We start from the raw sequence: 13,965 nt of genomic DNA, 5'->3' as shown, positions 1-13,965 counted from the left end.
CGGAAACCACCCAGATCAGGAAAACGGTCCGATGCATTTCGGGCCGTTTTTTTATACCGCCAGATCGGCATGAACCGATATCAAACAAAAGGCCGGGCAAATTACTGCCCGGCCTTTGCACGTTGGGACGTCTATCGTAATTGATTATCCGGCTTTTGCCAGACGTTCGAGAACCGCTTCGATATTGCGGTTAAGGTCGGTTGCCTCTGAACCAAGATGATCGGCACTGCCAAGCATTTCGGTTGCGGTCGCACCGGTTTCTTCGGCGATCTGCGACAACTGATGGATCAGATCCGAAAGATCGCGGGTAGCTTCAACCGTAATGCCAAGGCTTTGCGCAATCTCGCGGGTTGCTGACTGCTGCTGTTCCATGGTCGAGGAAATCGTTGCGGCCACTTCGACCATATCACCGATGGTTTCCGATACCCCCTTGACCGCCGACACCGAGTCCCCGGTTGCAGCCTGGATTTCGGCAATCTGCTGGGCGATCTCGTCGGTCGCACGCGCAGTCTGGTTAGCGAGGTTTTTGACCTCGTTGGCAACAACAGCAAAGCCTTTGCCTGCTTCGCCAGCGCGCGCGGCCTCAATGGTTGCGTTCAATGCCAGAAGGTTGGTCTGCGATGCAATATCGGTAATCAGATTGACGACTTCGCCAATCTTTTCTGCCGCATTCGACAGCCATTCAATCCGTTCACTTGCCGTTGTCGAACGATCCACCGCATTGTTGGTGATTTCGCGCGCACGCCCGATCTGACGCGAGATTTCCTCGGCCGATGCATTGATTTCATCGACTGCGGATGCAGCAGACTCAACGTTCTGAGAGGTTTCTTCAGACGCATGAACCGCACCCTTGGATGCTTCACGACCAACACGGGCACGCTCATTCATCACCTGCGCCCGATCTTGCAATTGAACAGACTCCGCGTCCACCGCACTGGCCGATTTTCCGATCATCGCCGAAATCTGGTCAGCCAGTTCGCGCTTGAACTGGTCACGTTCGATCTGGCGCTGTTTGCGAAGTTGCTCATTCTGGGCCAGCAGATCTTCTGCTGCTTTTGCCGCTTCGACCGCTTCGGTACGTGCGGTTTCCGCATTGGCCAGCGTGTTATAAAGGCTTTTGCACGACCAGATCAGAACACCTGCCTCGACAATCACAATTACCGCATGCAGGACAACACGCCAGAACTGCGCCCCCTCGGGGAAAACCCAGTAGGGAACCGCAAAGTTCAAAATCAGGTGATGAAGCGCAATGACCCCCGACACGACAACGATTGTCTTCCAGCACACAAGCGCACCAAGTACGGCAAGGGCAGCAAAGAAATACATATGTATGTCAATCTGCCAGGGATGCCCGCGGAATGCATAGACCAGCACCCCGACTTGCAAGATCATGGCAGACGATACGATAAAGCGTGAAATCTGGGCCTGTTCACCTGCCATGCGATAGATCACAAAAGCGATGACAGCAAACACTGCACTGGCAATGGCCGGAGACACGGCATCGTTGCTGGCAATGTAACCTGCAATACCGCTTAGCGGGATATGCAGTGCCAGGATCACAAACAATGCCCTGAGCGCGTTCGCCCGAATTTCAAGTAACTTTTCCATAAACACATACCCAAACGTCAAAAAGGGTTACTGGTTTCGCCAGAGTCAAAACATACCGAAGCAACCAGCGGAGACAGGGCAAACATCGCGCCGAAATCGTCGGCCTTGGGCACCATGCCATCATCACGAACGACAACAGCCATATGCCCGAAACCACCAAACCTGACCACACGACCACCCGCCGCACCGACCTGTGAGAGGATTTCATCCTCAGACAGGGACAGCGGGAAAACCATACCGACACCCGTCATACCGTCCGACGGACGGTATGACAGCAACACCAGCAACAATACCCCCGCCAGGGCGAACATCATTGTTGGCACAATTCCCGACCATCCGGGTTCTGTTGTGGTCGCTATGTCTCTGGTTTTGTGGAGAGTTTTGAACGCTTCCAACTATTACCCTTATATATAATAACTATCCCATTAGTATAGGTACAAAGGTATGTATGGTTAAACGACAGCCTTTACAAGGATTTTCATCCTTACGTTTAGTGGGGTTATTCTGACAGAATTTAGACCAGATTCCTGCCGAATTTTGAATTAAACATTTTATTTCAAATACTTAATCGACAGTCAAAAACCAGCCACCGAAGAACGCGAACGCCCCTCTTCTGACGCATGCCACCCTTGATGTGAGCGAATGGCATAAACCGCAAACAGGTGGCCTCGGACCTCGTCTGCCGGAAGTGGCCACGGCACGAACTCCGGGCACAAAAAAACCGGTGTCTGATCGACACCGGTTCATGAATCTTCGCGAGACCGTCGGGGCTCAGTCTTCGGCATCTATATCAATCGGAACACCGGGCATGTTTTTAGCAGTTCGGATCGACAGGGCCGACTTCACGTGATTGACGTTTTCAGCAACGGTCAGTTCCGTGGTCAGGAACTTCTGATACTCGTCCCAGCTGTGTGAAACGATCTTGAGCAGAAAATCCATCTCGCCTGCCACCATGTGGCATTCACGAACTTCCGGCCAGTTCGCGGCACGGGATTCAAATGCGCGAAGGTCATGTTCGGCCTGGCTTGCAAGACCGACCATTGCAAACACGGTCACATTGTAACCAAGTGCCTGCGCGTCAACATCGGCATGATAGCCCTGAATAAAGCCGGTTTCTTCGAGTGCGCGCACACGACGCAAACAGGGTGGGGCCGAGATACCTGCACGTCGTGCAAGTTCCACATTGGTCATGCGGCCATCTTCCTGTAGATCGCGCAAAATTCTGCGGTCGATCTTGTCGAGTTTGACCCGTTGCATTTATTCCTCGATTCTGTGCGCGAAAGTTACCCCGATTGAAACAATATTACAGCGAGGCAAGTTGCTGGCAATAATATATTCCGATCAGGAATGCAATCTTGTGCTTGGATGCCGTAACTGAAAATGCAGTAAAATCCGCTTTTTGGCCCCCCTGACCGCCACGAAAACCGGCCTTGTCCGTGTCCTTCAAGGCCATAGCAAAACTACCTGTTTCGACCGTAAAATTTCACCATTCAAAAAACGCCATTTTGCGCAGGCAAAGTTTACGTGAAGCGGTTGCGTCTTGTTCAGACTGCCCATATGTTCGACGGCAGCTTTTATCAATCTCGGACAGATACAAAGAACATGGCCCAGGAACATCAGACCAAAGTCCTTATCATCGGCTCCGGCCCTGCTGGCTACACAGCGGCAATCTATGCCGCACGTGCCAACCTTGAACCCATGATGGTCATGGGCCTTCAGCCGGGCGGGCAGTTGACGATCACCACCGATGTCGAAAACTTCCCGGGCTTTGCCGATGTCATTCAGGGTCCATGGCTGATGGATCAGATGAAGGCACAGGCCGAACATGTCGGCACCAAAATGGTGCATGACCTGATTACCGAAGTCGATTTTTCCAAACGTCCGTTCGTCTGCAAAGGCGACTCCGGCGATACCTATATTGCGCAAACCGTGATCATTTCGACCGGCGCACAGGCGCGCTGGCTTGGTCTTCCGGGCGAAGAGAAATTCAACGGTCGCGGTGTTTCGGCGTGCGCAACCTGTGACGGGTTCTTCTATCGCAACAAACCGGTCACGGTTGTTGGCGGCGGCAACACCGCCGTTGAAGAAGCACTCTATCTTGCCGGGATCTGCTCGAAGGTGACCCTGATCCACCGCCGCGATGAACTGCGCGCCGAAAAGATGCTTCAGGAGCGTCTTCTGAAACACGAAAAGATCGATGTTGTCTGGGACAGTGTTGTTGACGACATTCTGGGCGGCGACGGCCCGATGGATGGCGTCGAGGCGGTTCGCGTCCGCAACATTAAAACCGACGAAGTCACCGACATTCCGGCGGATGGTTTCTTTGTTGCGATTGGTCACGATCCGGCAACCGCAGTTTTCAAAGGCCAGGTCGACATGGATGACGAAAACTATGTTCTGGTAAAGCCGGGCAGTACGGTTACCAACGTACCGGGCGTGTTTGCCGCAGGCGACGTGACCGACAAGGTTTACCGTCAGGCCGTGACCGCGGCTGGCATGGGCTGCATGGCCGCCCTTGAAGCTGAAAAGTTCATCGCTGAACACGAAGCATGATCGGGACGCGAAGCGTGCCCTGACAAATCCGGGACACGCATACGGTCCATGACAAGTGGCTCGGACCGAGATTGGGGGATGCATTTTTGCATCCCCTTTTTTCATGGTTCCAAATTGCTTTGATCCGGCCAATTGCCTGACATTTCACAAAAAACGCCCATATTTGAAAATGAATAATGGGAAAATGCCTGCTTGCAGAAAATGCTGCAGGCCTCATATTGGTTATTAATTGTGCGGTTGGGTCGTTTGTGTGACACGCTTAACAGTGTTGAAACCAAATTACCCATAAAAGAAGAGAAGTATTATCAGGGGACTGGCGCAGAACCGTGCGGCAGTGACATCTAGGAGCGGGTCTATGGACTGGGACAAGCTGCGTGTATTTCACGCTGTTGCGGAAGCCGGAAGCTTCACTCACGCAGGGGAAAACCTTAATCTGAGCCAGTCGGCTGTAAGCCGGCAGATCAGTGCACTTGAAGAAAGTGTGAAGGTTCCGCTCTTTCATCGTCACGCCCGTGGCCTGATCCTGACCGAACAGGGTGAACTTCTATATCGTACTGCGCATGACGTCTTTGCCAAACTATCGATGGCCGAAGCCCGCATTCGGGAATCCAAAGAACGTCCAAGCGGCCCGCTGAAAGTCACCACCACGGTTGCCTTTGGTTCGACCTGGCTGACCCCGCGCATCAATGAATTCCTGGAACGCTACCCGGAAATCGAACTGTCGCTGGTGCTTAATGACGAAGAACTCGATCTTGCCATGCGCGAGGCCGATGTAGCCATCCGTATGCAGCCGCCCCGTCAGGCCGACCTGGTCCAGCGCCAGCTCATGACACTGCGCTATCACGTCTTTGCATCGCCGGAATATATCAAGCAGTACGGCATGCCCAAGACGCCCGAAGATCTCAAGGATCACCGTCTGATCATCTATGGTGCCGATGCGCGCCCGCCAGTTTCAAACGTCAACTGGATGATGGCGACCGCACAGCAATTCAAACCGGACATGCGCCCGATCCTGAAGCTGAACAATATCTACGGGATCTTCCGTGCGACCGAGTCCGGTCTTGGAATTTCGGCCCTGCCAGACTACCTGCTGCCGACCAACAGCAATCTGGTCCGCATTCTGCCGGAACTCGAAGGACCAAGTTTTGACGCCTATTTCGTTTATCCTGAAGAATTGCGTCATTCAAAACGCATTGCCGTATTCCGCGATTTCCTGATTGAGGAAATCTCGAAGGTCAAGGCAAAGGCAGCCGCCGCCGCAACATCGGCCAGCACTGATAAATAACCTGCCCCGCTGCCATATGACATTACCAACGGCCCGGTTTTCCGGGCCGTTTTGTCTTGCGGATGACGCAAACAACTGACGACTCCCCAAAGGACAGCCAATTGCATGGCACCTGCAGCCTGACACAAGCCGAGACGCGCCCGCTTAAGCTGTTTATTCAGTTCACAGTCCTGCATTCCCTGATCCGGCGGGTTCATATAGCCCCCGAGCCCCACAACTTTTAGGCATCATTGCCCAACAAGCTGCAACCCCTAGGCAACCCCAATCAAGAGTTTCATGCAAAAATGCTTGGATAAGCGGTAACAGTCGCGCCCGCATTCACCTGTTTGAAGATGCGTCAGACGCGGGGCACGTCATAATTGCTTAAAATTACTGACATTTTTCTGCCATGCGCTACATGCATGGTTGGTCTGATATTATTCTATTTTAAATTAGAGATAAGCACTCGTATATTTGCATCATAAGTTGTGAGCAAGCGCGAAAGCGAAACCGCTTCAGCTTCCCTGATCTCCGCATGATCCGTCCGTTGGAACGATATCCAACATCGGAATCTTCCCCAAGATTCCCTACGTCTCCCAGACGTAAGCCTCCCTGTTGATCTTTGCCGGTAGCTCCCCCCCTGCTACCGGCTTTTTTTTTGCTCCTGCACAACAAAATCTCCCGGTTCCTGCTCATTTCTCAAGCAAGCAACACGATTAAACCAAATATTTCTGTTTTTTATCAATATGTTAGATGACAACAACGCCTCGCCCAACATTTATGCAGATTTTGCATGGCTGAAAGAGCAATTTGGCAGTGGTCTTTCCCGGCAAAAACGCTATCTTTCCTCTCGAACCGCAGCGGTACACACCGCACCGCGGTACAGAGTTTTCTCCCTGACCGAATTTTCGGTCTTAGCCGGACGCCCTGTCCGGCTTACCCAGGGCCCTGCGAAGGGTCCTACGTCTCCCAGACGTGAAGCCTCCCTGATAAACTTGCCGGGCACATTTGTTGCCCGGCTTTTTTTTGCCTTTTTCATGCCTCCTAAAAAATTACTTGCTGCACCAAGATGCAGGCAAACGCATCCCCCGATCACCGGAAGATGACGCCCTTTGGCAAGATCGCTGGTTCAAGAGCCATGCGAAGTGATACGGTGGAATGCAAACCAGCCACCGAAACCGGGAACCCACGCACAATGAGAAGCACACTTGGCGCATTCCTGTTTGGCAAGAAAACCCACAGCCACCTGCCCGAACGTGTTCAGGCCGCAATCGACAAGCAACAGCACGAAAGCGAAAAACTGATCGGCTGGGTTCAGTTGCTACTCGTGACCATCTTTGCCAGTCTCTATGCCATCTCGCCAAGTGCCACCATGAGCAACGGCATTCACCCCGTTCCCTGGGCTTTGGGTCTTTATTATCTGTTCACGCTTAAACGGCTTGCCCTGGCCTATCGCAATGCCCTGACCGACTGGTTCCTGACTTTATCGGTGATTGCCGATATCGGGCTTTTGATGGTCCTGATCTGGAGTTTCCATATCCAGTACATGCAGCCCGCGAGCTTCTATCTCAAAGCACCGACGATGATGTATGTCTTTATCTTCATCTCGTTGCGCAGTTTGCGCTTTGATCCGCGCTACATTCTGATTGCCGGCGCAACTGCGGCAATTGGGTGGCTTGCTCTTGCCACCTATGCGGTCTGGAGCGAGGGCGGCAAAGCCATGATCACCCGTGACTATGTGATGTATCTAACGTCAAACTCGATCCTGATCGGGGCCGAGATCGACAAGATCATCGCAATCCTTCTGGTGTCCCTTGTGCTGGCAATTGCCGTGATGCGCGCCAAACGATCCTTTATCCGGGCCGTCACCGATGAAATCGCCGCACGCGATCTGTCACGCTTTGTCTCCCCCGAAATAGCGGATCGCATCACCCATGCAGATCAGCAAATCAAGCCCGGCGACGGTGAAGCAGTTACCGCCACGGTGATGTTTACCGATATTGAGGGATTCTCGTCGATAGCCGAAAAGCTGACGCCAAAAGAACTGGCAACCATGCTCAACGAATATTTCACCGAGATTAATGCGGTGATCTCTCATTTTGGCGGCGTCATCACCCAGTTTGAAGGCGACGCCATGCTGATCACCTTCAACGCCGTCACGCCCGACCCCGATCACGCCCTTAATGCCGTGCGCACAGCATTGGCCATTCAGGACATATCCGAAAGCCGGGTCTATTCATTCGGCGGCAAGATCAAAACCCGGTGCGGGATCAATACCGGCGAAATCATTATTGGTGCGGTCGGTTCGGAAAGCCGCCTGACGTTCACCGTGCATGGCGATGCCGTCAATGTGGCATCGCGTCTTGAAAACATGAACAAGCAGTATGGAAGCTATATCCTTGCGACCGAGACGACCATGCACACATGTGGCGATCATGCCGACATTCCGGAATGGATTTATCGGGGCGAGGCCACTTTGCGTGGACGCGAAAAGCCAACCCGCCTGTTTGGCATCGCTCCTCCCGGTCCTTTGCCCTCCCTTGCGTCCGATACGTCCAATACACGCGATGGGCAAAGTACCCGCAGCGCCTGAGCAAATTGCGCGCAGCACAAAGGTTTGATGCCTTCAACATCCTGTCTCGGACAAGGCGATGTCCAAATGTCCGTATCCGAACAAAAAAAACCCGGGGAGCTTGGGGCTCACCCGGGCTTTGGGGACAGATGGTCTTGGGGAGACCGATCGGAAGCGTTGCCTTGCCCGTGGGGTCAGAACGTTACGGGGGAAGAAACGTTCAACCGGGCCCCGATGCGTCGTGAGGGAGTGCACTGCATCGATGTTTGCGCTTCCGATAATTAGAAATTTGCCATGTAATTGGGGCCGAAAAATCCGTGCTTGATGACCATTTGCGGGCAAATTGGGGCAATTACGGCAACCCCCATTGCCCTGATCCCGAAACAAAAAAAAGGGGCGGGATATACCCGCCCCAACTTATTCGGGGTCATTACGGTCTTGGGGAGACCATGTCAGTCGCGGCATTTCAGGTGGGGGAACGAACCTGAAAACAACCGGCCGAGCCTTGTGAGGGGGGACAGATTTGACTGGCCATATCCTCGACTGACAATGAAGAATATGACTTGTAAACAAGGCGGGAAAACAGGCCTGATTAGGCCATTTCGGGGCGAATTGTGTTTAAACCAAGGCACATTCACACCAACCCCTTGATACTATTGACCCCAGCCCTGATCTATTTATGGGGTGTACCGGGCAACCATCATCGCGCCAATCTGTTCCGCGTGGCGCTGGCCCGTTTGAAACAGCCTTGTTCCAGGGCACAGTCGCATCCCGTCACAGAATGACAACCCGGACAAAACCGGGCATCCGAAACGTCCAGACCGGCGGCCCGACGCCGCAGCAACGTGGAACCGATGCCATCTTCATCCGGCTCCATGGGATATCGGTCTTCTTGATCAAGGAGATATCAATGCCCGATACTGCCCGTTCGACATCATCATCCCACCCGCATCCGCCGCGCGTGGCCGCATTGATCGGCCCCTATTCCAGCGGCAAGACATCCTTGCTTGAAAGTTTGCTCTGCGCCACCGGGCGCATCCACCGCAAGGGAACCATTCGTGATCACAACACTGTTGGCGACAACAATCCGCAATCCCGAACCCGCGAAATGAGCACCGAACTGACCTGCGTACAGACAAGCTATCTGGGCGAGGAATGGCATTTCATCGATTGTCCCGGTTCGGTTGATTTTGCCCAAGATGCCCGCGAAGCCGCCATGATCTGCGATGTTGCCATTGTGGTGATCGATTGCGACCCCGGCCGGGTCATGACGGTGGCCCCGATCCTGAAATTTCTTGATCGCAACCGCATTCCACATCTGGTCTTCATCAACAAAACCGATCATGCAGGCATCCGCCTGCGCGACAATATTGACGCCCTGCAATCGATCTCTGAACGTCCGCTGGTCCTGCGCGAAATCCCGATCCGCGAAGCAGATGGAAATGATGAAACCATCACCGGCTTTGTCGATATTGTTTCCGAACGCGCCTATCAATATCTCGAAGGTCAGCCATCCAAGCTGATCACCATGCCTTCAAACCTCAAATCCCGCGAAGGCGAAGCCCGCGAGGGACTGCTGGAAACACTGGCCGATTTTGATGACAACCTGCTTGAACAAATTCTCGAAGATCAAACACCGGCGCCGGATACCATCTATGACAATCTCCAACAGGATCTGGCCAAGGATCTGATCGTACCGGTCTTTTTTGGATCTGCCGAACAGGATCACGGTATTGTCCGCCTTCTCAAGGCACTCCGTCACGAGGCCCCGTCATCAGACGTATGCGCCCATCGCCTGGGCATTGATCCCGAAGATAGCCAGACTGTTCTGCAAGTCTTCAAAACCGTCCACCTGTCACATGCCGGACGGTTTTGTTTTGCCCGTGTTCTTTCGGGACAGGTTAAAAACGGTGATGTCTTTGGCGGCGACAAGGTCTCTGGCCTCTGTTCTGTCATTGCTGACAAACACGAAAAGCTTGAACGTGGTGTCACGGGCGCAATTGTCGGCCTGCCGCGGACCGAACATTTGCGGACCGGAACCCTGATCGGCACCGATGGCCTTATGGATAATCTGTGGCCCGATCCCCTGCCCCCGCTTTATGAAACCGGGCTTGAAGTCACCAAGCCCGGCGATGATGTCAAACTGACCGAGGCCCTTCGCCATCTTTGCGAACAGGACCGATCCCTTGGCTTTGGCCATCATGAAAGCACCGGTCAGTTGATCCTGTCCGGACAGGGCGATATCCACCTGCAATGTGCCCTGGCCCAGTTGCGCGATCACTATCATCTGGAAATTGCCACAACCCCGGTTCTGACCGGGTATCAGGAAACCATCCGCAGACCGTCATCTGCACGCGGGCGCTATAAAAAGCAAACCGGCGGCCACGGACAATTCGGTGATGCGGCTATTGAATTGCGACCACAGGGCCGCGGGGACGGTTTTGAATTTTCCGAACATATCGTCGGCGGTGCCATTCCCCGACAATATATCTCGGCCGTTGAAAAAGGTGTCCGCGACGGATTGCGGTCAGGTTCACTTGGCTTCCCGGTCGTCGATGTCGCCGTCAAGCTGGTCGACGGGTCCTTCCATGCGGTCGACAGTTCCGATCAGGCCTTCCAGATGGCCGGTCGCATCGCCATTACCGAGGCCCTTAAAGTTGCCGGTCCGGTCCTGCTGGAACCGGTCGATCATTGTACGATTTCAATCCCGTCTGATTTCACCTCCAAGGCCCAGCGTCTGGTCAGTACCCGGCGCGGGCAAATACTGGGCTTTAACGCCAAGGATGGCTGGCAGGGCTGGGACGAAATCGAGGTGCAAATGCCAACCTCGGAAACCGCCGATATGGTGACGGAATTACGGTCCCTGACACAGGGAACCGGTTTCTTCACACGCCGTTATTCCCATATGCAGGAACTGACCGGAAAACAGGCTGACATGGTCGTATCCCAACATGCGATTGACGGGAAATAGGAGGCATCATCGGCAAATGCGATAACCACAGTTCTTGTAATAGAATTGATCTATTGCAAATCATTAAACTATTGATTGGCGTAAATTTTCGTCGTGTTTCATAGTCTTTCCAAACAGAGAGACACAGTAAACCTTCGGGGGCTCCCCACCCCTGACGAAAGGAGCTAGCAAATGCAGATTGATATCGGAATTAACGAAACGAACCGCACTGCGATCGCCGACGGCCTTGGCCGCGTTCTGGCTGATTCCTATGCACTGTATCTCAAGACGCATAACTTCCACTGGAATGTCACCGGCCCGATGTTCCAGACCCTGCACACCATGCTCGAAGAACAATATACCGAGCTTTCCACCGCAATTGACGAAATCGCCGAACGTATCCGTTCGCTTGGTGCCTTTGCCCCGGCCAGTTTCTCGGCCTATGCCGAACTTTCCTCGATCGAGGAGGAAAAAGGCGTCCCGGCAGCCAAGGATATGATCCGTCAACTGGTGACAGGGCATGAAACCGTAATCAAAACTGCCCGTTCACTTTATCCGATCTGCGACAGTTCCGACGATGATGCCACCGCAGACCTTCTGACCACGCGCATCCAGGTCCACGAAAAAACCGCATGGATGCTGCGCTCCCTGCTTGAAGGCTGATCATCGCGATCATCACGATATCGAACAAAAAAAACGGCCCGGAAGTCCCGGGCCGTTTTGCGTGCAAAGACATCATGTCGTCACGCACAAAGAGGTAACCGGCAAAGGAGCTAACCGGTTACCTGAATCTGTTCCTAGTTCTGATTGCTGTATTTGGCGATTGCCTTGCGGGCGGCTTCTACGATGGCTGCACCATCGACACCCTTGTCGTTCATTTCGGCAACCCAGCGATCAATGACTTCGTCTGATTTGCCTTCGAACTTCGCGGTTTCTTCCGCTGACAGGCGGATGACTTCACCCGACTTGGCAAAGATATCAGCCCCGCGCGGTTCAATCGCGTCCCATGCATCACCAATTTCCTTGGCGATATGCGTCCCCGAATTGTCATCAATGACTTTCTTCAGATCGTCGGGAAGAGCTTCATAGCGATCCTTGTTCATGGCAAACATGAAGACAAGGGTTCCGAAACGCACACCGTCTGTACCCTCAATCGAATATTTCGTCATATCCTGAATTTTGAAAGGAATGGCGACCTCATAAGGGATCAGCGCACCGTCGACCACCCCAAGCGACAAGGCTTGCGGCAAATCGGGTACTGGCATGCTGACAGGCTGCGCACCCCAGCTTTCAAGCATCCATGCACCCGTACGCGACGGCGCACGAAGCTTCATGCCCTTTACATCTGCAAGGCTCTGGATGTTTTTCTCGGTGGTAAAGATCGCCTGCCCGGTGTGTGTGTGAATCAACAACGGTTTGATATCCGCGAAATCCTGGGACAGGTAGTCCTGATAGATTTCCTGGATAGCCATATTGGTGACCGCGGCACTACCGGTATGCACAAATGGCAGCTCAAAAACTTCGCTGCGGGGATAAACACCCGGCGTATAGCCAAGTGCACTCCAGCCAAGATCGACAGCACCGTCGCGAATATGACTGTAAAGTTCGGTCGGCTTGCCACCCAGTGACATGGCCGGATAGATCTCGATCTTGATCCGGCCATCGGATTGTTCTTCGATCCGTTTTGCCCATGGCTCAAGGAACTGGGTTTGTGCCGTTGATTTCGGCCCCAGCACATGTTCAAGGACAAAGGTGAATTCCGGTTCAGCCTGTGCAGATAGCGCACTGGCCAGACAGCCGGCAGCAACAGCTGCCGAAACAAACAGGCGTTTTAACATGATCAACCTCAGACGTTTTCCCTGAAAATCACCCAGCATCCCGCCCGCTTGACACGGTTTTGGTGCGATAAAAATGATGCTGGGCTACTTCTCTCTTGTTTGAACAGGCGCATTCGAGACCTGTTCCTCTTTCTTTAGCAGCTAGGCATTGGCAGCAAGTGCCCGCTCGATCAGGCGCCGCGCACGCACGCCACCTGCATCGATGTTAAAGTTCAAAAGCTTGCGCTCCGGGTGGCGCAACAGATTGGCCTGCTGACCTTCCACCACTTCAAGATCCTCATAAAAGACCTTTGCCTGCGCATCCTTGATGTTTTCCGTCAGCCCATGGTCGTGCGTGTCGAAATTGCGCACCATGCCCCAATAGTAACGGCACGTGGTCTCGGTTTCCGGGGTCATGCAGTTGACAACAATCCCGGTAACCCCCTTTGACCGGTCTCCCTGCTGCGCGCCGGTCCCGGCAAGCGCAACCCCGACATCGATCATAACGTTCGATGGCAGCGTAAAGTTACAGATCTGCCAGCGATCACAGATTTCCTTGGATTTGAGATTGTTTGCCCAGAAGGGCGGCGGCACGATGTTTTCCATCCAGCGTTCGACCGTCACACTGGTATCATCCGAGCGCGTGGTCGGCAGACTTTCGGTGATTTCCAGCTGACCGATGCTTGACGGATGCACATATGTCTCGTGGCTAAGATCCATCAGGTTGTCGACCAGCAGCTCGTACCCGCATTTGACGTCATAGGTGCCGCCGTCAAACACCCATCCTTCTTCGGAAGCATGCGGAATTTCCGGCACAAGTGCTTCGTCGGCTTTTTCCTTGTCACCGATCCAGACCCAGACGAACCGGTCCTTCTCAACAACGGGATAGGCGCGCACACAAGCTTCCGGATGAATGCTCTGCTGGTTGGGCATGTGAACACATGCACCTTCGCCATCAAATTCAAGCCCGTGATAGCGGCAGACAAGCCGGTCACCTTCGACATAGCCCTGGCTCAGCGGCAACAACCGATGCGGACAGCTGTCTTCAAGCGCGACCAGTGAACGGTCGGCACGGCGATACAGGACGATATTTTCATTGCAGATCGTACGCGCGACAGGCTTGCGACCGATTTCGCCATCCCATCCCGCCACGTACCAGAAGTTACGCAGGAACATTTTTCTCTCCCTTGGCATAAAGCCG

Annotated in this window: 10 protein-coding genes; 5 read left to right on the top strand and 5 right to left on the bottom strand. The window is 53.6% G+C overall.

What is annotated here, in order from left to right; genetic code table 11:
* Window positions 1-144: 144 nt before the first annotated feature.
* The 3 genes from ACTU44_RS05845 to ACTU44_RS05835 form a co-directional block, all read right to left on the bottom strand.
* A complete protein-coding gene (locus tag ACTU44_RS05845) occupies window positions 145-1,608 on the bottom strand; it encodes a methyl-accepting chemotaxis protein (protein WP_462096919.1) in 1,464 nt (487 codons plus the stop codon).
* 17 nt (window positions 1,609-1,625) lie between these two features.
* Complete coding sequence (locus tag ACTU44_RS05840; protein ID WP_462096918.1) at window positions 1,626-1,922, bottom strand: VOC family protein; 297 nt, start codon at window positions 1,920-1,922, stop codon at window positions 1,626-1,628.
* Between the two features lie 457 nt (window positions 1,923-2,379).
* Window positions 2,380-2,865, bottom strand: coding sequence for an Lrp/AsnC family transcriptional regulator (locus ACTU44_RS05835; protein ID WP_114098027.1), 486 nt, complete (start codon window positions 2,863-2,865; stop codon window positions 2,380-2,382).
* A gap of 345 nt (window positions 2,866-3,210) precedes the next feature.
* Here ACTU44_RS05835 and trxB point away from each other — a divergent pair, with 345 nt between their 5' ends.
* The 5 genes from trxB (at window position 3,211) to ACTU44_RS05810 (ending at window position 11,610) form a co-directional block, all read left to right on the top strand.
* A complete protein-coding gene (gene trxB, locus ACTU44_RS05830; RefSeq protein WP_114098063.1) occupies window positions 3,211-4,161 on the top strand; it encodes a thioredoxin-disulfide reductase in 951 nt (316 codons plus the stop codon).
* A 355-nt stretch (window positions 4,162-4,516) separates the two neighbouring features.
* On the top strand, window positions 4,517-5,446 hold the full coding sequence (locus tag ACTU44_RS05825; protein WP_114098026.1) for a LysR family transcriptional regulator: 930 nt from the start codon (window positions 4,517-4,519) through the stop codon (window positions 5,444-5,446).
* Window positions 5,447-6,620: 1,174 nt separating this feature from the next.
* Window positions 6,621-8,018, top strand: coding sequence for an adenylate/guanylate cyclase domain-containing protein (locus ACTU44_RS05820; RefSeq protein ID WP_336080221.1), 1,398 nt, complete (start codon window positions 6,621-6,623; stop codon window positions 8,016-8,018).
* An 889-nt stretch (window positions 8,019-8,907) separates the two neighbouring features.
* On the top strand, window positions 8,908-10,968 hold the full coding sequence (locus ACTU44_RS05815; RefSeq protein ID WP_462096917.1) for an elongation factor G: 2,061 nt from the start codon (window positions 8,908-8,910) through the stop codon (window positions 10,966-10,968).
* A gap of 171 nt (window positions 10,969-11,139) precedes the next feature.
* Window positions 11,140-11,610 carry a Dps family protein gene (locus ACTU44_RS05810; RefSeq protein WP_462096916.1) on the top strand — a complete coding sequence of 157 codons (471 nt, stop codon included), beginning with the start codon at window positions 11,140-11,142 and terminating at the stop codon, window positions 11,608-11,610.
* A 134-nt stretch (window positions 11,611-11,744) separates the two neighbouring features.
* On the opposite strand, the gene ACTU44_RS05805 is transcribed toward ACTU44_RS05810, so the two are convergent.
* Together ACTU44_RS05805 and ACTU44_RS05800 are read right to left on the bottom strand one after the other, a co-directional pair.
* On the bottom strand, window positions 11,745-12,785 hold the full coding sequence (locus ACTU44_RS05805) for a TRAP transporter substrate-binding protein (protein ID WP_114098060.1): 1,041 nt from the start codon (window positions 12,783-12,785) through the stop codon (window positions 11,745-11,747).
* Between the two features lie 141 nt (window positions 12,786-12,926).
* Window positions 12,927-13,940 (bottom strand): aromatic ring-hydroxylating dioxygenase subunit alpha, encoded by a 1,014-nt coding sequence (locus tag ACTU44_RS05800; RefSeq protein WP_114098024.1) that lies wholly within the window; start codon window positions 13,938-13,940, stop codon window positions 12,927-12,929.
* Between the last annotated feature and the right edge of the window lie 25 nt (window positions 13,941-13,965).

It is taken from the genome of Thalassospira sp. SM2505, assembly GCF_054901115.1.
The sequence above is the reverse complement of the archived record's forward strand: the minus strand, read 5'-3'. Positions and strand labels throughout refer to the sequence as shown.